The organism is Bradyrhizobium sp. CCBAU 21365 (assembly GCF_015291305.1).
GTDB lineage: Bacteria > Pseudomonadota > Alphaproteobacteria > Rhizobiales > Xanthobacteraceae > Bradyrhizobium > Bradyrhizobium elkanii.
Genome location: NZ_CP030036.1, coordinates 4,850,813 through 4,876,794, shown reverse-complemented (window position 1 = coordinate 4,876,794; position 25,982 = coordinate 4,850,813). Strand labels below are relative to the sequence as shown.

The 25,982-nt window shown below is 64.1% G+C and carries 27 protein-coding genes; 21 read left to right on the top strand and 6 right to left on the bottom strand.

The window, feature by feature from the left end:
* Positions 1-7: 7 nt before the first annotated feature.
* Both XI02_RS22365 and XI02_RS22360 read left to right on the top strand, forming a co-directional pair.
* Positions 8-1,195, top strand: coding sequence for an acyl-CoA dehydrogenase family protein (locus tag XI02_RS22365; protein ID WP_050999611.1), 1,188 nt, complete (start codon positions 8-10; stop codon positions 1,193-1,195).
* 24 nt (positions 1,196-1,219) lie between these two features.
* Positions 1,220-1,621, top strand: a complete 402-nt coding sequence (locus XI02_RS22360; RefSeq protein WP_172647974.1) for a VOC family protein — start codon at positions 1,220-1,222, stop codon at positions 1,619-1,621.
* A 263-nt stretch (positions 1,622-1,884) separates the two neighbouring features.
* Here XI02_RS22360 and XI02_RS22355 read toward each other — a convergent pair whose 3' ends face one another.
* On the bottom strand, positions 1,885-2,622 hold the full coding sequence (locus XI02_RS22355) for a Spy/CpxP family protein refolding chaperone (protein ID WP_026192763.1): 738 nt from the start codon (positions 2,620-2,622) through the stop codon (positions 1,885-1,887).
* 453 nt (positions 2,623-3,075) lie between these two features.
* On the opposite strand from XI02_RS22355, the gene XI02_RS22350 reads away from it, so the two are divergent.
* The 9 genes from XI02_RS22350 to XI02_RS22310 all read left to right on the top strand — a co-directional run bounded on the left by XI02_RS22350 (position 3,076) and on the right by XI02_RS22310 (position 12,615).
* The gene (locus XI02_RS22350) at positions 3,076-4,416 is read left to right on the top strand and encodes an ABC transporter substrate-binding protein (RefSeq protein ID WP_172647975.1); all 1,341 of its coding nucleotides are present in this window, start codon (positions 3,076-3,078) and stop codon (positions 4,414-4,416) included.
* A gap of 116 nt (positions 4,417-4,532) precedes the next feature.
* The gene (locus tag XI02_RS22345) at positions 4,533-5,471 is read left to right on the top strand and encodes a carbohydrate ABC transporter permease (protein WP_016847560.1); all 939 of its coding nucleotides are present in this window, start codon (positions 4,533-4,535) and stop codon (positions 5,469-5,471) included.
* Positions 5,471-6,382 carry a carbohydrate ABC transporter permease gene (locus tag XI02_RS22340; protein ID WP_016847559.1) on the top strand — a complete coding sequence of 304 codons (912 nt, stop codon included), beginning with the start codon at positions 5,471-5,473 and terminating at the stop codon, positions 6,380-6,382. The genes XI02_RS22345 and XI02_RS22340 overlap by 1 nt, the downstream gene beginning before the upstream one ends.
* A gap of 4 nt (positions 6,383-6,386) precedes the next feature.
* Positions 6,387-7,487 carry an ABC transporter ATP-binding protein gene (locus tag XI02_RS22335; RefSeq protein WP_016847558.1) on the top strand — a complete coding sequence of 367 codons (1,101 nt, stop codon included), beginning with the start codon at positions 6,387-6,389 and terminating at the stop codon, positions 7,485-7,487.
* A 29-nt stretch (positions 7,488-7,516) separates the two neighbouring features.
* Positions 7,517-8,506: a hydroxyacid dehydrogenase gene (locus tag XI02_RS22330; RefSeq protein WP_016847557.1), complete on the top strand. Its 990-nt coding sequence runs from the start codon at positions 7,517-7,519 to the stop codon at positions 8,504-8,506.
* A gap of 69 nt (positions 8,507-8,575) precedes the next feature.
* A complete protein-coding gene (locus XI02_RS22325) occupies positions 8,576-10,000 on the top strand; it encodes an amidase (protein WP_018271630.1) in 1,425 nt (474 codons plus the stop codon).
* Between the two features lie 143 nt (positions 10,001-10,143).
* Complete coding sequence (locus tag XI02_RS45450; RefSeq protein WP_244980677.1) at positions 10,144-10,788, top strand: hypothetical protein; 645 nt, start codon at positions 10,144-10,146, stop codon at positions 10,786-10,788.
* 55 nt (positions 10,789-10,843) lie between these two features.
* A complete protein-coding gene (locus XI02_RS22315; RefSeq protein ID WP_370143907.1) occupies positions 10,844-11,617 on the top strand; it encodes a transporter substrate-binding domain-containing protein in 774 nt (257 codons plus the stop codon).
* A gap of 173 nt (positions 11,618-11,790) precedes the next feature.
* Positions 11,791-12,615: a DUF2147 domain-containing protein gene (locus tag XI02_RS22310; protein WP_172647976.1), complete on the top strand. Its 825-nt coding sequence runs from the start codon at positions 11,791-11,793 to the stop codon at positions 12,613-12,615.
* Positions 12,616-12,813: 198 nt separating this feature from the next.
* Here the strand turns inward: XI02_RS22310 and XI02_RS22305 are convergent, their stop codons facing one another.
* Positions 12,814-13,218 (bottom strand): cupin domain-containing protein, encoded by a 405-nt coding sequence (locus tag XI02_RS22305; RefSeq protein ID WP_016847553.1) that lies wholly within the window; start codon positions 13,216-13,218, stop codon positions 12,814-12,816.
* A gap of 22 nt (positions 13,219-13,240) precedes the next feature.
* Positions 13,241-13,939, bottom strand: coding sequence for a ribonuclease activity regulator RraA (locus XI02_RS22300; protein WP_018271626.1), 699 nt, complete (start codon positions 13,937-13,939; stop codon positions 13,241-13,243).
* Positions 13,940-14,150: 211 nt separating this feature from the next.
* Here XI02_RS22300 and pxpB point away from each other — a divergent pair, with 211 nt between their 5' ends.
* The 4 genes from pxpB (at position 14,151) to XI02_RS22280 (ending at position 17,269) form a co-directional block, all read left to right on the top strand.
* On the top strand, positions 14,151-14,882 hold the full coding sequence (pxpB, locus tag XI02_RS22295) for a 5-oxoprolinase subunit PxpB (protein ID WP_172647977.1): 732 nt from the start codon (positions 14,151-14,153) through the stop codon (positions 14,880-14,882).
* Entirely contained in the window at positions 14,879-15,913 is a 1,035-nt protein-coding gene (locus XI02_RS22290) for a biotin-dependent carboxyltransferase family protein (RefSeq protein ID WP_018271624.1), read from the top strand. Before pxpB ends, XI02_RS22290 begins: the two co-directional genes overlap by 4 nt.
* 31 nt (positions 15,914-15,944) lie before the next feature.
* Positions 15,945-16,718: a LamB/YcsF family protein gene (locus tag XI02_RS22285; protein ID WP_018271623.1), complete on the top strand. Its 774-nt coding sequence runs from the start codon at positions 15,945-15,947 to the stop codon at positions 16,716-16,718.
* A gap of 152 nt (positions 16,719-16,870) precedes the next feature.
* The gene (locus tag XI02_RS22280) at positions 16,871-17,269 is read left to right on the top strand and encodes a hypothetical protein (RefSeq protein WP_172647978.1); all 399 of its coding nucleotides are present in this window, start codon (positions 16,871-16,873) and stop codon (positions 17,267-17,269) included.
* A 74-nt stretch (positions 17,270-17,343) separates the two neighbouring features.
* Here XI02_RS22280 and XI02_RS22275 read toward each other — a convergent pair whose 3' ends face one another.
* From XI02_RS22275 to XI02_RS22265, 3 genes are all read right to left on the bottom strand, one after another.
* Positions 17,344-17,496 (bottom strand): hypothetical protein, encoded by a 153-nt coding sequence (locus tag XI02_RS22275; RefSeq protein ID WP_016844408.1) that lies wholly within the window; start codon positions 17,494-17,496, stop codon positions 17,344-17,346.
* A gap of 251 nt (positions 17,497-17,747) precedes the next feature.
* Positions 17,748-18,905 (bottom strand): CmpA/NrtA family ABC transporter substrate-binding protein, encoded by a 1,158-nt coding sequence (locus tag XI02_RS22270; RefSeq protein ID WP_172647979.1) that lies wholly within the window; start codon positions 18,903-18,905, stop codon positions 17,748-17,750.
* A complete protein-coding gene (locus XI02_RS22265) occupies positions 18,902-19,492 on the bottom strand; it encodes an ANTAR domain-containing response regulator (RefSeq protein WP_018271619.1) in 591 nt (196 codons plus the stop codon). The genes XI02_RS22270 and XI02_RS22265 overlap by 4 nt, the downstream gene beginning before the upstream one ends.
* 116 nt (positions 19,493-19,608) lie before the next feature.
* On the opposite strand from XI02_RS22265, the gene rimO reads away from it, so the two are divergent.
* The 6 genes from rimO to XI02_RS22235 all read left to right on the top strand — a co-directional run bounded on the left by rimO (position 19,609) and on the right by XI02_RS22235 (position 25,962).
* A complete protein-coding gene (gene rimO / locus XI02_RS22260) occupies positions 19,609-20,934 on the top strand; it encodes a 30S ribosomal protein S12 methylthiotransferase RimO (protein ID WP_069278360.1) in 1,326 nt (441 codons plus the stop codon).
* Between the two features lie 297 nt (positions 20,935-21,231).
* On the top strand, positions 21,232-21,546 hold the full coding sequence (locus XI02_RS22255) for a hypothetical protein (RefSeq protein ID WP_244980678.1): 315 nt from the start codon (positions 21,232-21,234) through the stop codon (positions 21,544-21,546).
* Positions 21,547-22,353: 807 nt separating this feature from the next.
* Positions 22,354-22,809 carry an Hsp20 family protein gene (locus XI02_RS22250; RefSeq protein WP_018271616.1) on the top strand — a complete coding sequence of 152 codons (456 nt, stop codon included), beginning with the start codon at positions 22,354-22,356 and terminating at the stop codon, positions 22,807-22,809.
* A 403-nt stretch (positions 22,810-23,212) separates the two neighbouring features.
* Positions 23,213-23,527, top strand: coding sequence for a hypothetical protein (locus XI02_RS22245; protein ID WP_210290945.1), 315 nt, complete (start codon positions 23,213-23,215; stop codon positions 23,525-23,527).
* The gene (locus XI02_RS22240) at positions 23,524-23,703 is read left to right on the top strand and encodes a hypothetical protein (protein WP_016845758.1); all 180 of its coding nucleotides are present in this window, start codon (positions 23,524-23,526) and stop codon (positions 23,701-23,703) included. Before XI02_RS22245 ends, XI02_RS22240 begins: the two co-directional genes overlap by 4 nt.
* 1,062 nt (positions 23,704-24,765) lie before the next feature.
* Positions 24,766-25,962, top strand: coding sequence for an acetylornithine transaminase (locus XI02_RS22235; RefSeq protein ID WP_172647980.1), 1,197 nt, complete (start codon positions 24,766-24,768; stop codon positions 25,960-25,962).
* Positions 25,963-25,982 lie beyond the last annotated feature (20 nt).

Here is a 25,982-nt window from a genome sequence, read left to right as displayed (position 1 = left end):
GGCGAACATGAATGTGACTTCTGCCGACCTTACCGGTGATCGCGACGTGATCGCCCGCGCCGAGGCGATCAGGGACGCGGTGGCGGCCGCCTCCAACGATATCGAAACGACGCGCCGCCTGCCGCCCGACCTGCTCGACCGGCTGCATGAGGCGCGGCTGTTCCGCCTGCTGCTGCCGCGTTCAACCAACGGGATCGAAACCGATCCCGTCACCTTCTTCCATGCCATCGAGACCATCGCCAAGGCGGATGCCTCGACGGCGTGGTGCCTGAGCCAGGCCGGCGGCTGCGCGATGTCGGCGGCCTATCTCGACCTGCCGGTCGCGCAGGAGGTGTTTGCCGACCCGCGTGCCGTGCTGGCCTGGGGCCCCGGCCCGAAGGTCAGGGCGATCGAGTGCGAGGGGGGTTACCGCGTCACCGGGGTCTGGTCGTTTGCCTCGGGCGGGCGGCACGCCACCTGGCTCGGCGCGCACTGCCCGGTCTATGCCGCGGATGGCTCGCCGCGCCGGGATGCCAATGGCGAGCAGGTCGAGCGCACCATGCTGGTGCGGACCGAGGACGTCGCATGGACCGACATCTGGAACACGGTCGGATTGCGCGGTACCGCCAGCGACCAGTTCGCGCTCGACGACTTCTTCGTCCGCGCGGACCATTCGATCACCCGCGAATTCGACCGCGAGTGCCGCGAGGATGGCCCGCTGTACCGGATGAGCAACCACACCTGCTACCAGATCGGCTTTGCCGGAGTCGCCTGCGGCATTGCGCGCAGCGCGCTCGACAATTTCGTCGACGTCGCCCGCAACAAGGTGCCGCGCGGCATGAAGAAGACGCTGCGGGACAATGCCGTGGTGCAGTCCGGCCTCGCCCAGGCCGAGGTCAATCTGCGCGCCGCCCGCGCCTTCCTGCTGCAGTCGATGGCCGACATCTGGAAGGATCTGGTTGCCGGCCACAGCATCACGGTCGCACAGCGCATGACGATCCGGATGGCGGCCACGCACGCCATCCACAAGGCGCGGGAGGCCGTCGACTTCGCCTACAACACCGCCGGCGCCACCGCGATCTTCGACGGCCATCCGCTGGAGCGGCGCTTCCGCGACATCCACACCGTGACCCAGCAATTGCAGGGCCGCTTCAGTCACTTCGAGACGGTCGGCGCCTGGATGCTGGGCGTCGATGCCGACCTCAGCTTCGTTTAATCCGATTTCTCAAGGAGAAGAACCATGCCATTGGGTGGACTACAGCATTACACCATCGAGCCGCAGGATCTGGAGAAGACCAGGGAGTTCTATTGCGATGTGCTCGGGCTCGAGAACGGCGAACGGCCGCCGCTCGATTTCCCCGGCTACTGGCTCTATTCCGGCGGCCAGGCCACAGTCCATCTGATGGGCACCCGCAAGCCGCGCGACGGCATCGTGGTGCGCGGCACCGAGAAGAAATATGAGGACACCGGGCGCCTCGACCATATCGCCTTTGCCGCCAGCGACGTCGAGGCCGTGCGCAAGCGCCTGCAGTCGAAGAACGTCACCTTCCGTGAGCAGATCGTGCCGCGCACCGGCGACACCCAGATATTCCTCTACGATCCAGACGGCGTCGGTGTGGAGTTGAACTTCACGAAGAGCTGAGCACCGCCGCTCCCGGATCGCGATGGCCGGTTTTATCGGCCATCCACGGCTTCGTTCGCGCTCGCGCTTGCGCTGTGGATGGTTCCCGACAAGGCCCTGACTCGGCCATCACTCGGGCGTGATCCGGTCCGTTTTTCTTCAACATTGAATGACGAATTAACCGGGCCGCGCCGCTGCGGCAGAATAGCCGGGTGCTGCGCCTTTAACCTACCCCAGGGCATGGTGGCCCGGCTATTCGTCCCCACTCGGCCGGCCCGATTTCCTCAGTCGAGCCCGCGTTCGTGGCTCAGGCGGACCATTTCGTTGATGAAGATTTGTTTCTGCTTGTCGTCGAGGCTGGCAAACAGCGGCTCGGCGGCGTCGGCGACGCCGCGCTGATCGACCGCCCGGTCATTGAGGAACTGGGCCTCGTTGCGCATCTGCTCGATGATGTCATCAGGCGGATCGCGCTGCGCCCGCGCGATGCGCAGGTTGAGTCGGTCGGCGCCGTTGTGGCCGAGATAGTGCATCGCACTGTTGAAGCCGGCCCAGTTCTTCTCCTGCTCCGGCGTCAGGTTGAGCTCCTTCTTGATCCGTTCGATGTTGGCATCGCTGTTGGCGACGATCTGTTCGGCGGTCAGCTGCGGTGCACCGGCCTGGGTCAGCACGGTCGGCGCTTGCTTCGCGCCCTTGTCCTTGGCGGCAGCCTTGGCCGACTTGGAGGCCTTGGCGCCGGCCGCAGGTGCCTGCGGGTTCTTGCCGCTGCCGGTGGCGTTATTGCCATTGTTGCCGGTCAATACTCCGGTTACGCCGGTTACCACCCCGACAACGCCGCCGATCGCTCCGCCGAGAACGCCGCCCACCGGCCCGGCGGCCTTGTTGCCCTCGCGCGCACCCTTTTCGACGCCCTGCACGATCTGCGCATCGACCATATGAGGCACTGCGAGCAACGTGACGGTGGCGGCCCCAACTGCGGCGCACAATCTCCACTGCGCTCGCAGCTTCGCTACCGGGATGAGCATGATCGGGTCTCCGTGATCGGTGGTGAATTGCGGAATTGATGCGAGGTCGGGTTCGACGCATCCGGACTTTAGCGTTTCCGGCTTCGGCAAGTCTATCGGCCGCGCCGGGCATCACCATGGCGGAACAGGGTTCGCTGAGGCTTGACCGGAAACCTGCGGCTCAACCGCGCACCGTCCGCGACCTTGTCTGCGTCACCCTCTGCGTGCATCGCAGCATGATCGCAAGACGCGCGCCAAACCGCCGGCAACCGCAATGATGCGAACGACACTGCCTGCTATTTGACCACAACGTTAGTTCTACCTGGCATCAGCATCTCGTTTCTCGACAGATGCCGGCAATTCTGTTCTGATCGGTGTCAACGCAATCCCACGACGTCGCGCAAACGCGACGCACAAAAACAACAACGGGATTCAAAAAGTCTTTTGTCCGTCGGCTACCAGGGAGGGAATGCCATGTCACGGAAGAAGCTCTCGCGCCGAGAATTCGTCGCGGCGACAGCGCTGTCATCGGCCGCGCTGATTACAGCCCCCTACGTACGTGGCGCCTATGCAGCCGGAAAGCTCTCGATGGGCTTCTGGGATCACTGGGTGCCCGGCGCGAACAGTGCGTCCACCGAGCTGGTCAATGAATGGGCTGCCAAGGAGAAGGTCGAGGTCCAGATCGACTACATCACCAGCCAGGGCAACAAGAACATCGTCACCATCGCCGCCGAGGCGCAGGCGAAATCCGGTCACGATATTTTCCAGATGCCGACATGGTGGCCGCAGGCCAACGCCGAGCTGCTGGAGCCGGTCAACGACATCATGGATCCGCTCATCAAGCTGAACGGCGATGTCAATGGCACGGTGAAATATCTCGGCCAGGCCGGCGGCAAATGGCTCGGCGTTCCTGCCAGCGTCGGCAGCCAGATCAAGGGTCCCTGCTCGCGCATCGACCTGATGAAGAAACACGCCAACATCGACGTGCAGGAAATGTATCCGGTCGGAAGCGAGCCGAAAGCCGATAACTGGACCCTCGATACGTTCCTCAAGGCGGCTGAAGCCTGTCACAAGGCCGGATTCCCGTTCGGTATCGGCCTTGGCGAAACCAGCGACAGCGTCGACACCGCCGGCGCGATCTTCCAGTCGTTCGGCGCGCACCTGGTCGATGCCAAGGGCAACCTCACCGTCAAGACCGACGCGGTGCGCCAGGCCCTCGACTACTACAAGAAGCTGCTGGCCTTCCTGCCGCCCGATGTGTCGGCATGGGACGACGCGTCCAACAACAAGTGGCTAGTCGCCGGCAAGGGCGCGATGATCCTGAATCCGCCGAGCGCGTGGGCGGTCGCCAAGCGCGATGCTCCGCAAGTCGCGGAGCAATGCTGGACGCACGGGTTCCCGGCGGGGCCGAAGGGACGTTTCGCGCCCTATCTGCCGTTCTTCTGGTCGATCTGGTCGTTCTCGAAGAACAAGGAGGCGGCCAAGAGCCTGCTGATGCACCTGTCGCAACCTGCATCGATCGAGAAGATGGTGGTCGCAAGCGGTGGCTATGACCTGCCGGCCTACGAAAAGCTCACGACCCTGAAGGTCTGGGCGGAGCAAGCGCCGCCAAAGGGGACGCTCTACCACTATCCGAACCCCTACAAGCACCAGACGCTGTCGATTGCGGCCTCGCCTGCGCCGCCCAAGATCGCGCAGCAGATCTACTTCCAGGCCACGCTGACCAAGATGTGCCTGCGATACTACCAGGGTGAAAGCATGGAAAAGACGCTCGCCTGGGCCGAGGGCGAGTGCGAAGGCTTCATGCGAAGCTGACGACAAGCGAGGTCTCGCGCGACCGCCCGTGATGTTGGCCGCGCGAGGTCCCGTCTTCACATCCCAGCCGCCGGACCGGCGAGCTGTGCAACCAACCCGCGCGAGGGACCTGCGTTATGGTTGATGTCGCATTCCAATCCAACCGCGCAGCCGCTGCCCAGACGGGACGAAGGCGCGCCGGCCTGCGCAACGCGCTGCGACGCAAGTCGATGGCCGCGTTCCTGATGACATTGCCGCTGATCCTCCTGATCGCGATCCTGGTGCTCTACCCGGCCCTCTACTCCTTGCACCTCGCGACGCTGAACAAGGCGATGACGAAGTTCGTCGGGTTCGGCAATTTCGAGTTCCTGTTCAAGCGCGACACCTTCTGGCTGGTGGTCAAGCAATCCTGCATTTTCGCGATCTCGGCGGTGATCTTCAAAGCCCTGATCGGCTTCATCGTCGCTCATTTCGTGCACAACGTCCCCGCCAACAAGCAGCGCAAGTGGCGCGGCATGCTGCTGGTGCCGTGGGTGATCCCGCCGGCGATGAGCACGCTGGCATGGCTCTGGCTGTTCGACCCCTCCTACAGCGCCTTCAACTACACGCTTTCCTTCTTCGGCATCGGGCCGATCCCGTGGACCGGCGATGCGATGTGGGCGCGCTTCTCGGTGATCCTGGTCAACGTCTGGTACGGCGCGCCATTCTTCATGATCATGTATCTGGCGGCGTTGAAATCGGTACCCGACCAGCTTTATGAGGCGGCCGCGATCGACGGCGCCAATTGGTGGCAGCGCATCTGGTACGTGACCCTGCCGATGATGCGCAACATCATCGCGATCACGACGCTGTTCTCGCTGATCGTGACCTTCGCCAATTTCGACATCGTGCGCATCCTGACCGCGGGCGGGCCGCTCGACCACACCCATATCTTCGCCACCTGGGCGTTCCGCGTCGGCATCGAGGGCAGCGATGTGCCGCTCGGCGCCAGCGTTTCGCTGTTCATGGTGCCGATCCTCGCGGTCGCGGCGATCTTCATCCTGCGCGACATCACCAAACGCGGGAACGAAGCCTGATGAGCTCGCTGACGATCGACAAGTCCGGACCGACCCGCAAGGTCAAGTACGGCAGCATGAGCCGCGACCGCGCCTGGGCGCTACGCTGGTCCTATTTCTTCCTGGTGCTGTTCGCGATCTTCTCGCTGACGCCGCCGATCTACATGCTGATCACCTCGCTGAAGAGCAGCGCCGAGATCTCGGCCGCGACCAATCCGTGGTGGGTCTATCACCCGACACTCAGCAACTACATCGAGCTGCTGACCTCGAACCAGTTCCTGCGCTTCTTCTGGAACTCGGCCTGGGTCTCGATCATCGTGGTCACCATCACGATGCTGATCAGCGTGCCGGCGGCCTTTGCGCTGGCTCGGATGAAATTCTGGGGCTCGGCGACGCTCGCGACCGGCGTGTTCCTCACCTATCTCATTCCGGACAGCCTGCTGTTCATTCCGCTGTTCAAGATGTTCGCCGTGTTCGGCGACTGGACCGGCATCCAGCTGGTCAATCGCTGGTACGTGCTGCTGTTCATCTACCCGACGCTGACGGTGCCGTTCTGCACCTGGATCATGATCGGCTATTTCGCGTCGATCCCGAAGGAGCTCGACGAGGCCGCGATCATCGACGGCGCGAGCTGGTTCCAGACGCTGACCCGGATCTTCATCCCGGTCGCGCTGCCCGGCCTGATCGCGGCCACGATCTTTGCCTTCACCGTCTCCTGGGCTCAGTTCCTCTATCCGCTGGTGTTCACGACATCGACCGATCAGCTGGTGCTGCCGGTCGGCATCATCACGACCCTGATCAAGGGTGACGTCTTCAACTGGGGACAGATCATGACCGGCGCCCTGCTCGGCGCCGCGCCGCCGCTGATCATCTACGCCTTCCTGATGGACTACTACATTGCCGGCCTGACCGCCGGTGCGACAAAGGGTTGAACTTATGGCTGATGTCAGTTTGCGGAAGGTTGTGAAGCGTTACGATGAGGTCGAGGCGGTGCGCGGCATCGACCTTGATATCGCCGACCATGAGTTCGTGGTGCTGGTCGGGCCGAGCGGCTGCGGCAAGTCGACGACGCTGCGGATGATCGCCGGCCTCGAGGACATTTCCGACGGCGACATCATGATCGGCGGCGACGTCGTCAACGACGTGCCGCCGAAGGACCGCGACATCGCGATGGTGTTCCAGAACTATGCGCTCTATCCGCATATGACCGTTGCCGAGAACATGTCGTTCGGTCTGCGGCTGAAGCACTATCCCAAGGCGGAGATCAAGAGCCGGGTCACCGAGGCCGCCCGCATGCTCGACATCACCGATCTGATCGACCGCAAGCCGAAGCAGCTCTCCGGCGGCCAGCGCCAGCGTGTCGCGATGGGACGGGCGATCGTGCGCAATCCGAAGGTGTTTCTGTTCGACGAACCGCTGTCCAACCTCGACGCCAAGCTGCGCGTGCAGATGCGGATCGAGATCAAGAAGGTGCATCAGAAGGTCCGCACCACGACGGTCTACGTCACCCACGACCAGGTCGAGGCGATGACGCTCGCCGACCGCGTGGTGGTGATGAACCACGGCAGGATCGAGCAGATCGGCACGCCCAACGAACTCTACCACAAGCCGGCGACCCGGTTCGTCGCAAGCTTCATCGGCTCGCCCGCGATGAACTTCGTGCCCTGTCGGCTCGAGGACACCGGCGGCAAGCTCAATGTGCGGCTGACCGATCGCCTCGCTTTCACGCTGCCGCCGGCACGCGCCGCCCGCTACCAGGCTCTCTCCCGCACCGACAAGCTGTTGCTGGGCATCCGGCCCGAGCACGTCATGGAGGCGCGGCCGCATGCCGAGCCGGGCGTCGAGCCGTTCGACGCGACGCTCGACGTCACCGAGCCGATGGGAATGGAGACCCTGGTCTATTTCACGCTCGAGGGCACCCAGGTCTGCGGCCGGGTTAATCCCAATGCCGGAGCGCAGGATGGCAGCCCGCTCCGATTGGCTGTGGACCTCAACAATATGCATTTGCTAAACGAGGTGACCGGCGCCGTCCTTTGACGGCGCACAAGAAACCTCAAAGGCAGGAAATGGCCACCAACAAGAAGAAGATCTTTATTACCCAGACTCTGTCACCGGGGGCACGGGTGCTCCTCAACGAGCGGGACGACGTAGAACTCATCGAATTTCCCAACCTGATCTCCGCCAAGGACTTTCAGACCATGCTCGAGCAGCATGCGCCGGTCCATGGCGTGGCGCTCGGCGCAACCCGCTTCGGCGAGGCGGAGTTGGAGGCGTCCAAGGGCATGATGGTGGTGACCCGGATCGGTGTCGGCTATGACGCCGTCGATGTTCCGGCGCTGTCCCGCCGCAAGGTGCCGCTGATGGTCGCAGGCACCGCGAACTCGCCGTCGGTCGCCGAACAAGCCTTGTTCATGATGCTGACGCTGGCCAAGCGCGCGCAGGAAATGCACACGATGGTCAAGGACGGCACCTGGGCGAGCCGGCTCGGCGTGCTGCCGTTCGATCTCTACGGCAAGACGGTGCTGATCGTGGGCTTCGGCCGCATCGGCACCCGCACCGCCAAGCGCTGCCTCGCCATGGAAATGAACGTGCTGGTCTACGACCCCTACAAGCCCGCCGGCGAGATCACCGCGGCCGGCTGCGAGGCGGTGCCGAGCCTCGAAGCGGCGCTGCCGCGGGCGGATTTCGTCACGATCCATTGCCCGAAGAATCCCGAAACGGTCGGGCTGTTCAACGCCGCGCGGATCAGGCTGATGAAGCCGACCGCCTATCTCATCAACACTGCCCGCGGCGGCATCGTCGACGAAAAGGCGCTGCACGACGCGCTGGTGTCAGGCAAGCTCGCCGGCGCCGGCCTCGACGTGTTCGAGGTCGAGCCGCCGCCGGTCGGCCAGCCCCTGCACGCTTTGCCCAACGTGATCATGGCGCCGCACGTCGCCGGCGTCACGGTCGAGGCCGTCGATCGCATGAGCGAGCAGACCGCACGCAATATCCTGAGCGTGCTGGATGGCAGTCCGCTGCGCCAGAATGTGATCAACCAGGACGTCCTCGGCTGAGCTTTCAGCCTTCCTCGTTTGCGCCGCGGCCGATCCGAAAGGATCGGCCCGGCGATGCGGAGTACCCACATGGCTTTCAAGGAATTCGGCAACTACGATGCGGTCGGTCTCGCCGAGCTCGTCCGCAACAAGGACGTGACGGCGAAGGAGCTGCTCGACGAGGCGATCGCGCGCACCGCCGCCGTCGATCCCAAGATCAACGCGGTCGTCGTCAAGCATTACGACTACGCCGAGCGCCAGATCGCCAAGGGGTTGCCTGACGGTCCCTTCACCGGCGTGCCGTTCCTGCTGAAGGACCTCGATCTGCTCGAGGGCACCCGCACCACGTCAGGCGCCAGCCTGCTGAAGGACTTCGTCGCCGATCACAACGGCACGCTGGCCCAGCGCTTTCTCGATGCCGGGCTTGCAATCTTCGGCAAGAGCTCGAGCCCGGAATTCGGGCTGATGCCGACGACGGAATCCCGCCTGTTCGGCCCCACCCGCAATCCCTGGAATCTCGACCATTCCTCCGGCGGCTCGTCCGGCGGCGCTGGGGCTGCGGTCGCGGCCCGCATCCTGCCCGTCGCGCATGCCAGCGACGGCGGCGGGTCGATCCGGATCCCCGCCTCCGCCTCCGGCGTGTTCGGCATGAAGCCGACGCGTGCCCGCAACCCCTGCGGGCCCGATCGCGGCGAAGGCTGGGGCGGCTTCTCGGTCGGCCATGTGCTCAGCATCAGCGTCCGCGACAGCGCGGTCATGATGGATGCGATCCACGGCGCTGAGCCGTCGAGCCTCTATGTCGCGCCGCCGCCGGAGCGACCGTTCTCGCAGGAAGTCGGCCGCGACCCCGGTCATTTGCGCATCAGCTTCACCGACAAGTCGCCCTATGGCGATGCCATTGATCCCGAGATCGCCGCGGCGGTGCGCGACGTGGCGAAGCTGCTCGCGGGCCTCGGCCATCATGTCGAGGAGCGCGCGCCGCCGCTTGCGGCCGATCCCGCCGCGGTCATGACGACCATCGTCGGCGGCAACACGGCGCTGACGATCCGTCTGCTCGAGCAGCGCGTCGGGCGCACCCTGACGTCGGACGATGTCGAGCGGCTCACGCTCGCCAGCGCCCAGAATGCGACCAAGATGAACCCGGCCGACTACGTGGCCGCGCAGCTTGCAGCGTTCCAGATCTCGCGCGCGCTCGCGACCTTCTTCGAAGGTTGCGACATATTCCTCAGCCCGACGCTGTGCGCGCCGCCGCTCCGCCTCGGCGAGCTGAACACGATGTCCGAGGACCTCGGCCACATCGCGCCGGTGCTGCGCCGCTACATGCCGGGCACCTCGATGTTCAACATGTCCGGACAGCCGGCGATGTCGGTGCCGCTGGCCTGGAACAAGGCCGGTCTGCCGCTCGGCATGATGTTCGCGGCCAAGCTCGGCGAGGAAGGACTGCTGTTCCGCCTGGCCGGCCAGCTCGAACAGGTCCGCCCCTGGAAGGACCGGCGTCCGCCGGTTTGCGCCTAGCAGCGCTTTCAAGCGAAGCGGGGCCCCACTTCGCGCCAGGAACGCGCGCCAGAACCGCTGGGGCTGACAAAGGATAGTCAGATCAGGTAGATAGGAAGGGTGTCGGCACGATTCCGCGCGCCGTCAGCCTGGGAGACCAAACCGTGAATGACCCGACCGACAATGCGCTGGCCGCAATCGCGAGCATTCTCGACCAGACGACCACACCTCCCGAGACCGCCAAATCGACAGACAAGACGGCGGACAAGCCAGCTGAGCCCGCAGCGGAGCCGCCGGTTTCGATAGCGATGCCGCCGCCCCTGCCGTCATCCGTCGAAATCGTTACCGTCGAGACCGTGTCCATCAAGACGGTGTCCGTTGAGGTCGCGCCCGCCGAACCGGCGGTGGTCGAGCCTGCAGCGATCGAGGAGCCCACCCCGGTCGAACAGGCTGAGACGAGTGAGGCCGAGTTAAATGAACCCGAGCCCAGCGCGCCGGAGCCTGAGCCGATCCAGCCGCCGCCCCAACCGATCGAGGCCAATGGCTATTCGAAGTCCGGCCCAGGCCCGATGGCCGCGCTGCGCTTCCGCTGGACGGTACGCCAGGACGGCGCCCAATATTATGTCGACGAGACCGTCGGCGAGGCATCGACCCCACTCGTCAACGGCCCGATGGAGCGGGACGCCGCGATCAAATTCGTCGACGATCGTGAGGCCGAAGCGCGGCGGCGTTTCGAGTATTTCAAGCACGAGATGCTCAGCCGCACTGCGACCGTCTATCAGGCGAGCAAGGACAACAACGAGGCCTGAGACGCGATACGTGCCCTACGGGCATCGCAACACGATGCGGATGGAGAAGACCTCGATGTTTCGCGCGCTGGCCGGCCTCGCCTTCGCCTTGCTTCTGTCCACCGCACAGGCGCAGCAGGCGCCGTCCCGGCTCGATGAGATCGTCAAGCGCGGCATCCTGCGTGTCGGCATGACCGGCGACTATTTGCCCTTCACCTACCTCGACAAGGAGACCAAGGCCTTTCGCGGCTTCGATGTCGACATGGCGCAGTCACTCGGCAAGGCGCTCGGCGTCAAGGTCGAGTTCGTGCCGACATCGTGGCCGCAGATGACCAGGGATTTCGAGGCCGACGATTTCGACATCGCGATGGGCGGCGTCTCCATCACCTTCGATCGGCAGAAGAAGGGTCTGTTCTCGACGCCGATCATGCGCGAGGGCAAGACGCCGATCGCGCGCTGTGCCGACAAGGGCAAGTTTGAGACGATCGCCGAGATCGACAAACCGGGCACCCGCGTCATCGTGAATCCCGGCGGCACCAATGAGCGCTTCGCGCGCGCCCATGTGAAAGCCGCCGCGATCCGGGTCTTCAACGACAACACCAAGATCTTCGACGAGATCGCAAAGGGCGACGCCGACCTGATGATGACCGATGCGTCCGAGACGCGCTATCAGCAGAAGCTGCATCCCGGCGTGCTATGCGCCGTGCATCCCGACACGCCGTTCGATTTCGCGGAAAAGGCCTACTGGATGCAGCGCGACGTCGCCTTGAAGGCATTCGTCGACCAATGGCTTCACATCGCGCGCGAAGATGGCAGCTACGCGAAGATCTACGCCGCGTGGTTCGAATAGCCTGCGTCACCGCGCATAATTTGAAGCGCGCGGCTTGAAACCAGACCGCAATCCAGCGATTTGAACCTAAGCCGCAAGGATACGACTCATGTTCTGACCGTGATCTGGGACACATTCAACGAGGTGGTCACCGGATAGCCTTGCGAACGAGGCTCCCTTCACCGGAGGTCGAGATGAGAAAGCTTCTGGCGATCGCCACGCTCGTGCTCGCGAGCACGGCCGCAGCGCAGGCGCAGTACACATTCGATTACGGCGGCCGCACCATTCGCATCGATCCCGATCGCGGCACGGTTTCGATCCCCGGCGTCTACGACAATACCGGCCGCGGCACCAAGCGCGCCAAACGCGAGGACACCGAGCAGAAGCGCAAGGCACCGAAGGACGCCAGAACGGACGCCAAGACGGATTCCCAGACCGCGCCGCCCAGCGCGCCCGCGGCGGCTGCTCCGCCCGCTCCGCCGGCCGTCGATCAGGCCGGCGTCCCGCCGGCGCCTGCCGCAACAATGACAGAGCCGGCCAGCACGGGTGTTGCGGCCACGCCGCCTTCAGCTACAGCAGCGACCACACCGCCGCCGCCCGCGCCGCCAGCCGTCCAGCAAACTGCTGCGCCGGCTGCAAAGCCCACCAGCGCTCCAACCGTTGGTGCCGCCGCGCCGAGCGCTCCGGCGCCCAAGCCGCTTGCCAATCCCGTGCAAGCAGCGAACTCGCCACTCGGCGTCTGGCTCACCGAGGAGAAGGAAGGCAAAATCCGCATCGAGCAATGCGGCGCCAATCTCTGCGGCTACGCCGTCGACAAGAAATCGAACGCCAACGGCGAACAGGTTCTGATCAACATGAAGCCGGCCAAGGACAAATGGAGCGGCCGCATCTTCGATCCGAATAGCGGCAGCACCTACGATTCCACCATCGCGATGAAGAGCCCGGACACGCTGCGCGTCCAAGGCTGCGCGTTCGGCGGCATGTTCTGCGGCGGCCAGACCTGGACGCGGACGAATTGATCGGCCGGAATTCGTTGCCCGGATGAAGCCAACGGGTCGCGCGAATGCGCGCCCGATGACAGGCTCCGCGAAATCCGGGATTCCCACCGCGCGTGAGACCGCCCCGGATTGCGCTTCGCTCCATCCGGGCTACGGTCTCAAAAATCAAAAGCCCCGCCCGATGAGCGGGGCTTTCATCTTGCGAACTGCTACGACGCTTCAGCCGACCTTGCCGTTGTATTCCTCGTCGGTGACGTGCTCCATCCAGGTCGAATAGACGCCGTCAAGCGCCTCCTGCATGGCGATGTGGGTCATGCTGTTGTCCGGCGAGGCGCCGTGCCAGTGCTTCTCGTTCGGCGGAATCCAGACGACGTCGCCGGGACGAATCTCCCTGATCGGGCCGCCCTTGGCCTGCACGCGCCCGATGCCGGAGATCACATACAGCGTCTGTCCGAGCGGATGGGTGTGCCAGGCGGTGCGTGCGCCGGGCTCGAACGACACGCGCGAGGCGTTCAGCCGGGCCGGTGCCGGCGCCATGTTGATCGGGTCCTGCAACACGGTGCCGGTAAAGTTCTCCTTCGGCGCGCGGCGGGTCGGCCGCGAGCCGGAAACGTGGATGTCCATGGGGTTACCTCCTTTCTTGACGTTATTTCTTGCTTGCGGCGTAGCGCGCCTTGGTCTCGGCATTCATCGGATACAGGCCGGGCAGCTGGGCGCCATTGTTCACCTCGTTGACGATCCAGGCTTCCATCCGTTCCTGCTCCGGCCCCTCGGCCAGCACGTGATCGAGGAACGCCTGCGGGATGAGCACCGCGCCGTCCTGGTCGGCCACCACCACGTCGTTCGGGAATACGGCAACGCCGCCGCAGCCGATCGGTTCGCCCCAGCCGACGAAGGTCAGGCCTGCGACCGACGGCGGAGCCGCGTAACCGTCGCACCACACCGGCAGGCCGGTGCCGAGCACGCCCTCGACGTCGCGCACCACGCCGTCGGTGATCAGCGCCGTCACCCCGCGCTTGACCATGCGGGCGCAGAGGATGTCACCGAAAATGCCGGCGTCGGTGATGCCCATGGCGTCGACCACGGCAATGCAGCCCGCCGGCATCGCCTCGATCGCGGTGCGGGTCGAGATCGGCGACGACCAGGATTCCGGCGTCGCCAGATCCTCACGGGCCGGCACGAAGCGCAGCGTGAAGGCCGGTCCGACCAGCCGCTTCTGCCCCGGCTTCAGCGGCTTGGTGCCGCGCATCCAGATGTTGCGCAGGCCCTTCTTGAGCAGGACGGTGGTGATGGTGGCGGTGGACACATGCGACAGCGTCGCGATCGCTTCGGCGGACAGTGACATCTGGAAAGAGTGCTCCGATGGAGGAAAAGACCGGCGCATGTTGCCGGGCAAAGGCCTTGCGTCAAGGGCTGCTCGAAAAACCTGCGATCATCCAAATTTATCGCCGGCATGCCGATTAATTTATTGAAGTTGCTGCATCATTTTGCACGAAGCGAATTCCGTTTTGTCGCGAAACACGCTAGCTTGATGGCTGACGACAGCGCTTGACCCAATGGCCGAACCCTTAAGTCCTCCCCGCCTTTTGCCGAGTGGCGACAGCGCCATCACGGTGGAATTCAGCCGCACCATCGATGACGCCGCCAACCGGCGGGTGCTGGCGCTCGACCGCGTCATCGCTGCCGAGCCGATTGCCGGCATCACCGAGACCGTGCCGACCTACCGGTCGCTGCTGGTGCATTACGATCCCGTCCAGATCGGCTTTGATGCGCTGGGCGCGCAACTGCTGGCACGCGCTGCCAAGGCGCCGCCGAGCGAGACCGGCACGCGGCGCTGGCGCATCCCGGTGACCTATGGCGGCGAGCACGGCATCGATCTTGAGGATGTCGCGAAGGCGCTCCAAACCACGCCCGACCAGATCGTGGCGCGCCATGTCGCCGGCGACTATCGCGTCGCCATGATCGGCTTCACGCCCGGCTGGTCCTATCTCAGCGGACTGGAGAGGTTCCTGCACATGCCCCGGCGCAAGGATCCGCGGCTGCTGACCCCGGCCGGCACCATTTCGATCGGCGGCATCCAGACCGGCGTGCAATGCCTGGCCGGCCCGAGCGGCTGGCACCTGCTCGGCCGCACCCCGGTTCGAACCTACCAATTGCATCGCGATCCGACCTTCCTGCTGGAGCCGGGCGACGCCATCACCTTCACGGCGGTCGACGCCAAGACCTTCGCCGAGCAGGACCGCGCCGCCGAGGCCGGCGAGTTCGTCGCTGAACTGGTGACGCCATGAGCAAGCTCGTCGTCACCTCGATCGGCCCGGCAAGCTCGGTGCAGGACGGCGGGCGTCCGGGCTCGCAGCGCTACGGTCTCGTGCCGAGCGGCGCGATGGACCGGCTTTCGCTGGCGGCCGCCAACGCGCTGGTCGGCAATGACCTGTTCGCCGCCGCGGTGGAGATCGGCCCGTTCGGCGCCAGCTTCACCGCACGCGGCGGCGCGGTGCGCGTCGCCCTTGCCGGCGCGTCGCGCAATGCGGATATCGGCGGCCGGCCGGTCGCGTTCGACAGCTCGGCGACGCTCGCCGAAGGTGAGACGCTCACTCTTGGCTTTGCCCGCGGCGGCTCGTTCAGCTATCTCGCGATCGAGCACGGCATCGAAGGCGAGCCGATGTTCGGCAGCCTCGCCGTCAACGCCCGCGCCGGGCTCGGCAGCCCCTACCCGCGGCCGCTGCAAAGCGGCGACGAGTTGAAGACGCAGGCTGCGAGCGGCGCGCTCGAACGCCGCATCGAATTGCCGGCCGCGACCGATGCGCCGATCCGCATCGTGTTCGGCCCGCAGGACGACGAGTTCGCCGAGGACAACAAGAAGCTGTTGGTCGACAGCGAGTGGAATATCTCGGCGACCAGCGACCGCATGGGCTATCGCCTCGAAGGTCCCGTCATCAAGCATCTCGACGGCCACAACATCGTCTCCGACGGCACCGTGAACGGCAGCATCCAGGTGCCCGGCAACGGCCAGCCGATCGTGCTGATGCCGGACCGCGGCACCAGCGGCGGCTATCCGAAGATCGCGACCGTGATCACGGCCGATTTCGGCCGCTTCGCGCAGATCTCGGCCGGCCGGCCGTTCCGCTTCAAGGCGGTGACGATGGCAGAAGCGCAGGCCGAGGCGATCAAGTTCCACGAGCTGCTGCGTTCCCTGCCCGACCGCCTCCGCGGCATCGAGGATTTTGGTCTCAACATCGAGGCGCTGCGGGATGCGAATGTCGCGGGTCAGGCCGTCAACGCCGTCGATGTGTCGACCTGGCAAGTTGCGCTACCCTGAATCAATACGAACAACAGACGGATCGATCGTCATGACCTCAACCATCGACCTTAATTGCGATCTCGGCGAAAGCTTTGGCCCCTGGGAAATGGGCAATGATGCCGCGATGATCGAGCTTGCGACCTCGGTCAACGTCGCCTGCGGCTTTCATGCCGGCGACGCCGACATCATGCGCAGGACGGTCGAGCTGGCGAAGGCGCGCGGCGTCAGCGTCGGCGCCCATCCCGGCTATCGCGACCTGCACGGCTTTGGCCGCCGGCCGATGCCGGGACTGACGTCCTCGGAGATCGAGAACCTGATCGCCTACCAGATCGGCGCCCTGCAGGCGATCGCGACCGCGGCCGGCCACAAGGTCACCCATGTGAAGGCCCATGGCGCAATTTCCAATGTCGCCTGCGAGGACGACATGACTGCAAGGGCGATCGCCAATGCGATCAAGGCGGTCGACCCGAGCCTCGTGTTCGTGGTGCTGGCGAATTCGAAACTGGTACGTGCCGGCGAGGCTGCCAATCTGCGCATGGCGCATGAGGTGTTCGCCGATCGCGCCTATGAGGACGATGGCAACCTGGTGTCGCGCAAGAAGCCCGGCGCGGTGCTGCACGATCCCAAGGCGATTGCCGACCGTGTGGTGCGGATGGTGCAGGACGGCGCGGTCGTCTCGGTCACCGGCAAGGTGATCAAGATGCAGACCGATACCGTCTGCATCCACGGCGATACCCGCGGTGCCGTCGAGATCGCGCGGGGCCTGCGCGAGGCGCTGAAGCAGGCGGGCATCACCGTTGCGCCGTTCAAGACCGCGCACTGAGCCGCGAACGCACCGATCAAAAAAGGGCTGGCCGCCGCGCCGGCCCTTTTAGATTCCGTTAAGAGTCTTCTTAAACCCAAACTTGCCGTTTTGATTGCTAGGTGCAGCTTCCGAGCCTTTGATTGTCCTCTTAGGAAATTGGGTACGAAAGCATGTTCCGCACCAGCCTCTCTCTCACCATCGCCGCGGTTGCTACCGCCGCCTTCACCAGCGCGGCATCCGCCGGCTGCTACAGCTGCTATACGCCGCCGCCGCAGCCGTGCACGACCTGCTATCAGGTGCAGAGCGTGCCGCCGCAATATCGCACGGTGCAGGAAACCGTGATGGTGGCGCCGGGCCGCGTCGTCGCGCATCGCACGCCGGCACAGTATCGCACCGTGATGGTGCCGAAGACGGTGATGGTCGCGCCCGAAGGCGTCGCCTATGAGCGCATCCCGCCGCAATACGCCACCCAGGAGCGCGTGCAGATGGTCTCGCCGGGGTATTCCTACTATGCGCCGGTTCAGCCGACCTGCAACACCTGCGGCGGCGGCTACGGTTACGGCTACTGAGCTGCCAGCATCCACCCAACACAAAGCCGCCGCCTGAGGACATCAGGCGGCGGCTTTTGAATGTTCCGAAGCGCCTAGAACGGGTGGACTGACAGCGTGCCGAACACGATGGCCGCGATCACCGCAAAGGCGCTGTAGAGCGCCGCCGTGTGAATTCCGGTCCCGGACTTCCGTGAAATGTTTCGCGCGTAAAGGTGCAGGCGGGCTTCCGCCGATAGCTCGCGCATGGTCGATCTCCAACGCCCCATTGTCGGGCATATGGAATATCGTTCGCGGGCGGATTCAAGCGGGCGGCAAAAATAGCGATGCCGCCGCCTTCGGGAACACGGTTCCGAGAGGAATATTCCTTCTCGCGTACTCGGCCGAGAATCCTATTCGCTGCAATTCGAGGCATCGGGAACCCGCACCGGCCCGCAATAACCGAAAATCTCGAAAACAACCCCATGCACAGTAGCCGGAGGCGGCCGCTGCGTCGCGCTCAGGCCTTCCAGCGCCCGATCTTGAACGCCGCCAGATGCCCCGGAACGTCGCTCGGGTCGAACGGCGGGCCGGCGAACGCCCCGATGGCACTGGAGGCGCCGGCCGGGCGACCCGATGCGGCGTCGTAGAGATCGGGCCTGAACACGGCCATGGCGGTTTTCAGCGCCTCCGGCCGGTACGGCGTCTGGCCCCAGCGAACCATCTGCGCATAGAGCCAGGCCGCCTGTCCCGGATCAGGCCGCGCCGCCGCCTCGCGCCCGACCAGCAAATAGCGATTGCTCTCGCGCATGGTGCCGTCGGGCGAGATCTTCAGGTGGCCATCGAGCGTGCGCTGGATGACGCTGGCATCGACACCGATCCGCTCGGGCTGCGCCAGGATGCGCGCGACCTCGGACCGGTTCTCGGGCCGCTCGATGAACTCCACGGCGCGCAGATGTGCGCGCACCAGTGCCGCCACGACATCGGGATGCGTCTCCGACCAGCTCTGCCGCACAGCAAGTACTTTTTCTACCGCGCTGAGCAGGATGTCGGAGACGAAGTGCAGGATGTGGCCGATGCCGAGATCGACCGCGATCGAATTCCAGGGCGCGCCGACGCAGAACGCGTCGACATGGCCGTTGGCGAGACTGTCGACCATGTAGGGCGGCGGCAGCACCACGAGCTGGACATCCTCATCGGGATCGACGCCGCCGGCGGCCATCCAGAACCGCAACTGGTAGTTGTGGGTCGAGAACGGGAAGGTCATGCCGAAGGTCAGCGGCTCCGCCCCGCTCCTGCGCCGCTTTGCCACCACGCGGGCGAGCGCCTGTGCGGTTGCCATCGGATCGAAGCGGTCGCCGTCGATCTCTTCCATCAGCGCGGCGTGCAGCGCCGGCGAGACCGTGATGGCATTGCCGTTGAGCCCGAGATTGAACGGCGCCGCGATCGGCACCTTGACGTGACCGAGCCCGAGGCTCGAGGCGATCGCCACCGGCGCCAGCAGATGAGCGGCGTCGAACAGGCCGATATTGAGCTTGTCGCGGACGTTCGACCACGACACTTCCCGCACCAGCGTGACGTCGAGGCCTTCGGCCGCGGCAAATCCCCTGTCGACGGCAACGATCAGCGCGGCAGCGTCGACCAGCGGAATGAACCCGATGCGCAAGGGTGTGGTCATTTCAGGAGCTCCGACGCCGTCAGGATCGATTGCGCGATCTCGCCGATTTTCTTTTTCTCGCGCATCGCGGTCGAGCGCATCAGCACGTAGGCCTCCTCCTCGGTCAGCCCCTTCACCTTCATCAGGATGCCCTTGGCGCGGTCGATCACCTTGCGCTCCTCCAGCGCGTGCTTGGTGCGATCGAGCTCGTCCTGCAGCTTGGAGAAGGCATTGAAGCGGGAGACGCAGAGATCGAGGATCGGTTTCATCCGCTCCTTCTTAAGGCCGTCGACGATGTAGGCGGAGACGCCCGCCTCGACCGAGGCCTGGATCGAGGCGGCGTCGCTCTGGTCGACGAACATCGCGATCGGCCGGCGGACGGCACGGCTGACCTGGAACATTTGTTCCAGCACGTCGCGGCTGGGATTCTCGAGGTCGATGACGATGATCTCGGGGTCGAGCGCATAGATTCGCGAGAGCAGGCTCTGCATCTCGCTGATATGCACGACGTCCGTATACCCGGCCTCCCGCAGTCCCTCCTCCAGGATGGCCGCTCGGATCGGGCTCTCGTCGACTATGACGATCTTGGGAGACGATTCAGCGCTCATCTACAACTCTTAGGGCCCGGCAGATGCATCCATATCATGCCGGAAGCCCCGGGAAAGGGTTGTAATTCTCGGCAATTGGGACTAGCTCCTGCCCATTCATCAGGCAGATCAGAGATATGCAAGAGGCCGCGGCGCCGAAAGTGAGCTTTGTGTCCTTGGGCTGCCCCAAGGCGCTGGTCGATTCCGAGCGCATCATCACCCGGCTGCGCGCGGAAGGCTATGAGCTGGCGCGCAAGCATGACGGCGCCGACATCGTCATCGTCAACACCTGCGGCTTCCTCGACAGCGCCAAGCAGGAATCGCTCGCCGCGATCGGCGAGGCCATGGCCGAGAACGGCAAGGTCATCGTCACCGGCTGCATGGGCGCCGAGCCGGAGCAGATCGAGAGCGCCTATCCCGGCGTGCTCTCGATCACGGGGCCGCAGCAATATGAGAGCGTGCTGGACGCCGTGCACCGCGCGTTGCCGCCGGCGCACAACCCGCATATCGACCTGGTGCCGCCGCAGGGCGTCAAGCTGACGCCGCGGCACTACGCGTATTTGAAGATTTCGGAAGGCTGCAACAACCGCTGCAGCTTCTGCATCATCCCGAAGCTGCGCGGCGACCTGGTGTCGCGGCCGGCCAATGACGTGCTGCGCGAGGCCGAGAAGCTGGTGAAGGCCGGCGTCAAGGAATTGCTCGTCATCTCGCAGGACACCTCGGCCTATGGCGTCGACCTGAAATACGCCGAGAGCCCATGGCAGGACCGCAGCGTCCGCGCAAAATTCTTCGATCTCGCCAAGGAGCTCGGCGAGCTCGGCGCCTGGGTGCGGCTGCAATATGTCTACCCCTACCCGCATGTCGACGAGGTCATCGGCCTGATGACCGAGGGCAAGGTGCTGCCCTATCTCGACATCCCGTTCCAGCATGCGAGCCCGGACGTGCTGCGCGCGATGAAGCGCCCGGCCGCGCAGGAGAAGACGCTGGCGCGGATCCAGAAATGGCGCGAGCAGTGCCCCGAGCTGACGCTGCGCTCGACCTTCATCGTCGGCTTCCCCGGCGAGACCAATTCCGATTTCGCCTATCTGCTCGACTGGCTCGATGAAGCCGGGATCGATCGCCTCGGCTGCTTCAAATACGAGCCGGTTGCCGGCGCCGCGTCGAACGCGCTTCCCAATGCCGTGCCCGACGAGGTCAAGCAGGAGCGCTGGAATGCGCTGATGGCCCGCCAGCAGAAGATTTCGGCGAGGCGCCTGAAGCGCAAGGTCGGCACGCGCCAGCAGGTGATCATCGACGAGGTTGGCCCGACGGTGGCGAAGGGCCGGTCAAAAGCCGACGCGCCTGAGATCGACGGCGCCGTCTACCTCACCAGCCGCCGCCCGCTCAAGATCGGCGAGATCGTCACCGCGAAGATCGAGCGCTCCGACCAATACGACCTGCACGGCAGCGTCGCGGGATTCTGAGCTCCAGTCCCGCTCCTTTGAGATCTCCGCGGATGCCAGACGGCGTCCGTTGCTAGACGGAACTCAAGCGTCGCCGGCAAATTGTTGGTCTGCAACGCTCGAGAGAGCGCTGAGGCCAAGTTGACGTTTCCAATGAGGTACGACAGTTCAGCTGACCAAGAGCCAACTCACGCTGACGATGAGCGCGACGAGCGATATTCCCGCTAAGCCTATAAGGCTGAACTCGACGCCATCTAAATCGGTCTTGAACATAATGTTCAAATCATTACGCCTCGGATCGGGCGAGCGCTTTAGCGTATGTCAGTCAGCCGAATTGTCCCAATCCAGGTTCCCGCCTTAGCTTATGTGATGGTTTTTGAAACGATTGCGGCGATCCCGCTTTTATTGCTCATGCAACAGGCGACCCAGGTTCATCTAGTCCGTGTGACAACCGATGAGGGCGAAGTCCAAATCTGGCTCGCTGCGACCTCGCGCGAAGAAGCGGTTGATCGCGTGCTGGATGAAATTCCGGAAGGATGGGCCGCTAGCATAGTTCAGCGACAACTTGCCGCCGAGCACGTCCTCTCGCTCAACATGAGGCTCGGAGAAGTCCGCCGGCATCAGTTATCCTAATTCCCCTCAATGAGCGTCAGAACCGATCGACCGGTGCTGGGCCCGGTCTTCTCCATGCGTGAACGGAGTTCCGGCGGGGCTAGGAACGTCGTACCTTTCGATTTGTTAACGCAACATGTGGCACAAACTGCACTAGCGGCCATCCGGCATTCAGGAATAGGACTTCAACCCCAACCGCAGGGGTTGTGTCATGGGCAGTGACCTACCTTTTAGCGCGCTCATCGTGGCGCTCGGGCTGAGCCCCATCGCAATAATGGCTATCGCCCTATTGATGTGAAAAACGGAGGCCGCCTCAGTCGGCGGCCTCTTCGCGAAAGGCCCCAGCGTGGTGGGCGCGCCGAGGCCGAGTTGCCATGATTACCTCGACCACAAAACCAGCACTCGGCGTTTAGTTCCTATTAGGCCGCAGGCCGGCGGTAATGTGTTCGTCTAACCAGAAACGGCCCCAGCGAGCGGACAAGCTGGGGCCAGTTTGTAGCTGGGCGTCCAGGTGCCGGTCGCGGTGCGGCACCCGAACAGGGCGACCCAGGCCAGTGGATGCGCTTCGTTCCTACAAATAAAAAAGGCCCCGACGCATCCGGCGCTGCACCGACGGACGCGTTTCCTGAACGGCGCAAGGCCGATTATCCGCTATGCATTTTTTTGCTTGGACGTTCTTGACACCGCCAAATCGCGCTCTAATTCCATCTGCGCGCAGGTCATCCGTTAAGGGTGCCGGCGCCCTGGACGCCAAACGGGTCCAGGCAAACGGGCACCGGTCGTGTCCGGTGCTTCTCATACCCATCTTGCTCTCTGGAGGATTTGGCTATGCGCACATACGACTTCTCTCCCCTGTTCCGGTCGACAATTGGATTCGATCGCCTCTTCGACCTGGCCGAAACGGCCCAGCGAGCCACCGAAGACAACTACCCGCCCTACAATATCGAACGACTTTCGGATGACCGCTACCAGATCGCGCTCGCGGTTGCGGGATTCTCGCCGGACGAGATCTCGGTTACCGCCGAGCAGAACGTCCTGACGATCGAAGGCAACAAGGTCGAAAAAGCTGACCGGGATTACCTCTATCAAGGCATCTCGACCCGCCGATTCAGACGGCAGTTTAGCCTGGCCGACCATGTTCTGGTGAAGGATGCCGCGTTTGATAACGGTCTACTCAAGATCGAGCTGGCGCGCGAAATTCCGGAAGCCATGAAGCCGCGGCGGATCGCAATCAACGCGACGCAGCCGAGCCAGCCGCGACGGCTTGAGTCCGCTGCAGCCTGACAGCCGCGAAGCCGCGTCCGGATCTGCCGCACGCGGCTTCAATTATTCAATTCTCGTCTTGGAACGGAGGCAAACATGCGGCCGACGACCGCGAACGTCATTTCCTTGAACGCATCTGACCGCAAACAGGCGCGGTTTAACCATCCCCGAGATGTCCTGGCGGATCTGACCCTGACCACGGAAGAAAAACGCGCTCTCTTGGCGTCATGGGCGTCTGATGCTGCCGCGATTCCGTGCCGCCCAGGCTTACGGGCACCTCGGGATCTACGATCACCGGTGAAGCTCGAGGCTATTCTCGACGCCCTATGCCGTCTCGACAGCGATCCTCATCATCCGCCGGGAGGTAGACCTCGTCGTCTTCGCTCAACCGCGCGTCCGCTCGCCGCTTAGGAAGGAGGGTGACATGAACGACATCAACCTTCCGAAACACATTGTGGACAGGATCGAAGCCCGCTGGGGCGCCCGGCAGGTATCGGCAAAAGAAAAGCGCGAGATCGTCGACCGCCAGCTCGAACAGCTTCGGGCGCATCGCAACAACATCCAGCGGTATCGATGGCTTCTCAGCACACAGCTGAGCGACCTTGAGCGCAACTTCATCGAACGACGTCTGTCCGAGGAATCGTCGGCGATGGAAAATCTGGCGGCTGAGATTCCCCTTCTCGTCCATGAACAGCGACCACCTGGCATTCCCAGTCGATCGGAAGGTGCCTCACCATGAGCACGACGCAATTTCTGATACGCGGAAGCCAGAAGGTAATTAGTCACTATCAGTTTTTGTTGGACACCGCGGAGTCGGAACAGGAGCGGGAGACGTTCGCGAACAGGATCGAAGAAGAGAAGCGCAACTTGGAACGGCTGCTTGCTGATCTCGCTCGGCCAGCCCAAGCGGCCTGATCAGTTACCGTTCAAGGCAACGTGGACGGCAAGGCTTAGACGGCATGAGAACGCCAATATCGGTGAAGGACCTAGAGTTGATCGCGCTGCGCGAAATTCGCAGTTTTCCCGGCGGTGAATATGTGTGCCATGTGGAAGTCATTCCAGCGAGCGCGGATTGGAGACTTCATGCGACGGTCAGGGACGGTGCCGATCTCAACCGAATCCAGCACGCCGCGGCAGCCACGACATTTAGATTGAAGCATCGGTATCACCTCAGGACCGATTGGTGACGACAGTGAGGGGGCGACAAAGCCCCCTCACTTCACCCTGAAGAAGTGGCCCCAGCATCCGGATCATGCTGGGGTCAAGCTGGATCCGCCGATCCGCTGTTCACCGAGAAGCAGCGGTCGTCGTTCTAGGGCTGAAAAAACACGAAATGAAAATCACGCGCCCTGTTCCGCGGATCATCCCAACGACATCCAGTTCCGGAAATAACTCGTGTGAATCTGGGCGAGATAAATTGCCGCTTTTTCCTGTCCAGGGCGACGGTCCAATGGAAATGATCGCGAATGTGCCCCGGGTCTTCGGGGGCAAGATCCGGGGCACGTTCATTCGTCCAATGCCGCTCTGCCGAGGAGCGGCGCATTGCTAACGACGCGCCGAAGGTGCCGTTCCTAACGTCTTCCTTATCGCCGACCCGAGCCGGCGCTCAACTCGCTTGCGGCTGGTGCCGACCTTCTTTGACGGCCTTCTTCACCGACGCTGCCGACTTCCGGGTTCGTAGCTCACCTCGTAATCCTGCCCGCCGGCGACGCGCGCTATGCCCGTCGAATGAGGCGCGGTCGGCGCTTGACACCGCCGCACCTCTCGCTGTATGGCCCTGTGCCATGAAGCTGAACCGGACCCACCGCCGCGCCATCTGCCGTCGTCGCACCCGCGACGATGCTGGGCTGCGCCGTGTCCGACGCCATCGCTGATCCTATAAATCAGCCAAGGTTTTCGAGAAGGCCGCGCCCCCAAAGCGCGGCCTTCTCGCTTTTCGGCCCGCCCTTTCCCACACCGACCCCAGAGGAGAACGACGTGACCAACGCTACCCATCCGTTCGACGCGCTGATGGACATCACCGCCCGCCCCGAGGTCGTGTTCGTGCGCGGCGCCGGCTCGTATTTGTGGGACAGCAACCGCAACCGCTATCTCGACTTCGTGCAGGGCTGGGCCGTGAATCCCCTCGGCCACTCGCCGGTCATCGTGGCCGACGCGCTGGCGGCGCAGGCGAGACGGCTGCTCACGCCAAGCCCGGCGTTCTACAACGAGCAGAGCCTGAAACTGGCAAAGCTGCTGGTCGACAACAGCTGCTTCGACCAGGTGTTCTTTGCCAATTCGGGCGCGGAGGCCAATGAAGGCGCGATCAAGCTCGCGCGCAAATATGGCACCAAGTACAAGAATGGCGCCCACGAGATCATCACCTTCGAAGGCGGCTTCCACGGCCGCACGCTCGCGACCATGTCGGCCTCGGGCAAGAAGGCGTTCGAGCCCCTGTTCGAGCCGAAGGTCCCGGGCTTCCGCAAAGCCCGGCTGAACGACATCGAGTCGGTGCGAAAGCTGATCTCGTCGTCGACGGTCGCGGTCATGCTGGAGCCGATCCAGGGCGAGGCCGGCGTCTGGCCCGCGACGGATGAATTCTTGAAGGAGTTGCGGGCGCTGACCCAGCAGCGCGGCCTGCTGCTCATTGTCGACGAGATTCAGACCGGCATCGGCCGGACCGGAAAGCTGTTCGGCTATCAGCACGCCGGGATCGAGCCCGACATCATGACGCTCGGCAAGGGCATCGGCGGCGGCGTGCCGCTCGCGGCCCTGCTCGCCACCGAGCATGCCGCGTGCTTCGATCACGGCGATCAGGGCGGCACCTTCAACGGCAATCCGCTGATGTGCGCCGCGGGGCTTGTCGTGCTCGATCAGGTCGGCAAGCCCGATTTCCTGAAATCGGTCGTCGATGCCGGCCTTTTGCTCGAGCGCGAATTGCAGCGGCTGTCGTCGCGGCACGGTCTCGGCGAGATCAGGGGCCGCGGCCTGCTGCTGGCGCTCGATCTCAAGATGCCGATCGGTGCCGCCGTGGTTGCCGAGGCGTTCGCGGCCGGCGTGCTGATCAACTCGCCGCAGCCGGATACGCTGCGCTTCATGCCGGCGCTGAACGTGACGCGGGAGGAGATTTCCCCGGTCATCGACTGCCTGGATACGGTGCTGACCAAGGTCGGCGCTGCGCGCCGGGTGGCGTAGCGCCCGCGCTCGTCGTTGCG

What these genes read in the sequence shown, in the direction of transcription:
- XI02_RS22340 (WP_016847559.1), top strand. Translation starts at nt 5,471, where the DNA reads ATGAGCTCGCTGACGATCGACAAGTCCGGACCGACCCGCAAGGTCAAG.
- XI02_RS22365 (WP_050999611.1), top strand. Translation starts at nt 8, where the DNA reads ATGAATGTGACTTCTGCCGACCTTACCGGTGATCGCGACGTGATCGCC.
- XI02_RS22290 (WP_018271624.1), top strand. Translation starts at nt 14,879, where the DNA reads ATGAGCAAGCTCGTCGTCACCTCGATCGGCCCGGCAAGCTCGGTGCAG.
- XI02_RS22330 (WP_016847557.1), top strand. Translation starts at nt 7,517, where the DNA reads ATGGCCACCAACAAGAAGAAGATCTTTATTACCCAGACTCTGTCACCG.
- XI02_RS22305 (WP_016847553.1), bottom strand. Translation starts at nt 13,218, where the DNA reads ATGGACATCCACGTTTCCGGCTCGCGGCCGACCCGCCGCGCGCCGAAG.
- XI02_RS22250 (WP_018271616.1), top strand. Translation starts at nt 22,354, where the DNA reads ATGCGCACATACGACTTCTCTCCCCTGTTCCGGTCGACAATTGGATTC.
- XI02_RS22345 (WP_016847560.1), top strand. Translation starts at nt 4,533, where the DNA reads ATGGTTGATGTCGCATTCCAATCCAACCGCGCAGCCGCTGCCCAGACG.
- XI02_RS22350 (WP_172647975.1), top strand. Translation starts at nt 3,076, where the DNA reads ATGTCACGGAAGAAGCTCTCGCGCCGAGAATTCGTCGCGGCGACAGCG.
- XI02_RS22270 (WP_172647979.1), bottom strand. Translation starts at nt 18,905, where the DNA reads ATGACCACACCCTTGCGCATCGGGTTCATTCCGCTGGTCGACGCTGCC.
- XI02_RS22335 (WP_016847558.1), top strand. Translation starts at nt 6,387, where the DNA reads ATGGCTGATGTCAGTTTGCGGAAGGTTGTGAAGCGTTACGATGAGGTC.
- XI02_RS22315 (WP_370143907.1), top strand. Translation starts at nt 10,844, where the DNA reads ATGTTTCGCGCGCTGGCCGGCCTCGCCTTCGCCTTGCTTCTGTCCACC.
- XI02_RS22275 (WP_016844408.1), bottom strand. Translation starts at nt 17,496, where the DNA reads ATGCGCGAGCTATCGGCGGAAGCCCGCCTGCACCTTTACGCGCGAAAC.
- XI02_RS22265 (WP_018271619.1), bottom strand. Translation starts at nt 19,492, where the DNA reads ATGAGCGCTGAATCGTCTCCCAAGATCGTCATAGTCGACGAGAGCCCG.
- pxpB (WP_172647977.1), top strand. Translation starts at nt 14,151, where the DNA reads ATGGCCGAACCCTTAAGTCCTCCCCGCCTTTTGCCGAGTGGCGACAGC.
- XI02_RS22300 (WP_018271626.1), bottom strand. Translation starts at nt 13,939, where the DNA reads ATGTCACTGTCCGCCGAAGCGATCGCGACGCTGTCGCATGTGTCCACC.
- XI02_RS22245 (WP_210290945.1), top strand. Translation starts at nt 23,213, where the DNA reads ATGAACGACATCAACCTTCCGAAACACATTGTGGACAGGATCGAAGCC.
- XI02_RS22355 (WP_026192763.1), bottom strand. Translation starts at nt 2,622, where the DNA reads ATGCTCATCCCGGTAGCGAAGCTGCGAGCGCAGTGGAGATTGTGCGCC.
- XI02_RS22240 (WP_016845758.1), top strand. Translation starts at nt 23,524, where the DNA reads ATGAGCACGACGCAATTTCTGATACGCGGAAGCCAGAAGGTAATTAGT.
- XI02_RS22255 (WP_244980678.1), top strand. Translation starts at nt 21,232, where the DNA reads ATGTCAGTCAGCCGAATTGTCCCAATCCAGGTTCCCGCCTTAGCTTAT.
- XI02_RS22310 (WP_172647976.1), top strand. Translation starts at nt 11,791, where the DNA reads ATGAGAAAGCTTCTGGCGATCGCCACGCTCGTGCTCGCGAGCACGGCC.
- XI02_RS22280 (WP_172647978.1), top strand. Translation starts at nt 16,871, where the DNA reads ATGTTCCGCACCAGCCTCTCTCTCACCATCGCCGCGGTTGCTACCGCC.
- XI02_RS22285 (WP_018271623.1), top strand. Translation starts at nt 15,945, where the DNA reads ATGACCTCAACCATCGACCTTAATTGCGATCTCGGCGAAAGCTTTGGC.
- XI02_RS22360 (WP_172647974.1), top strand. Translation starts at nt 1,220, where the DNA reads ATGCCATTGGGTGGACTACAGCATTACACCATCGAGCCGCAGGATCTG.
- XI02_RS22325 (WP_018271630.1), top strand. Translation starts at nt 8,576, where the DNA reads ATGGCTTTCAAGGAATTCGGCAACTACGATGCGGTCGGTCTCGCCGAG.
- rimO (WP_069278360.1), top strand. Translation starts at nt 19,609, where the DNA reads ATGCAAGAGGCCGCGGCGCCGAAAGTGAGCTTTGTGTCCTTGGGCTGC.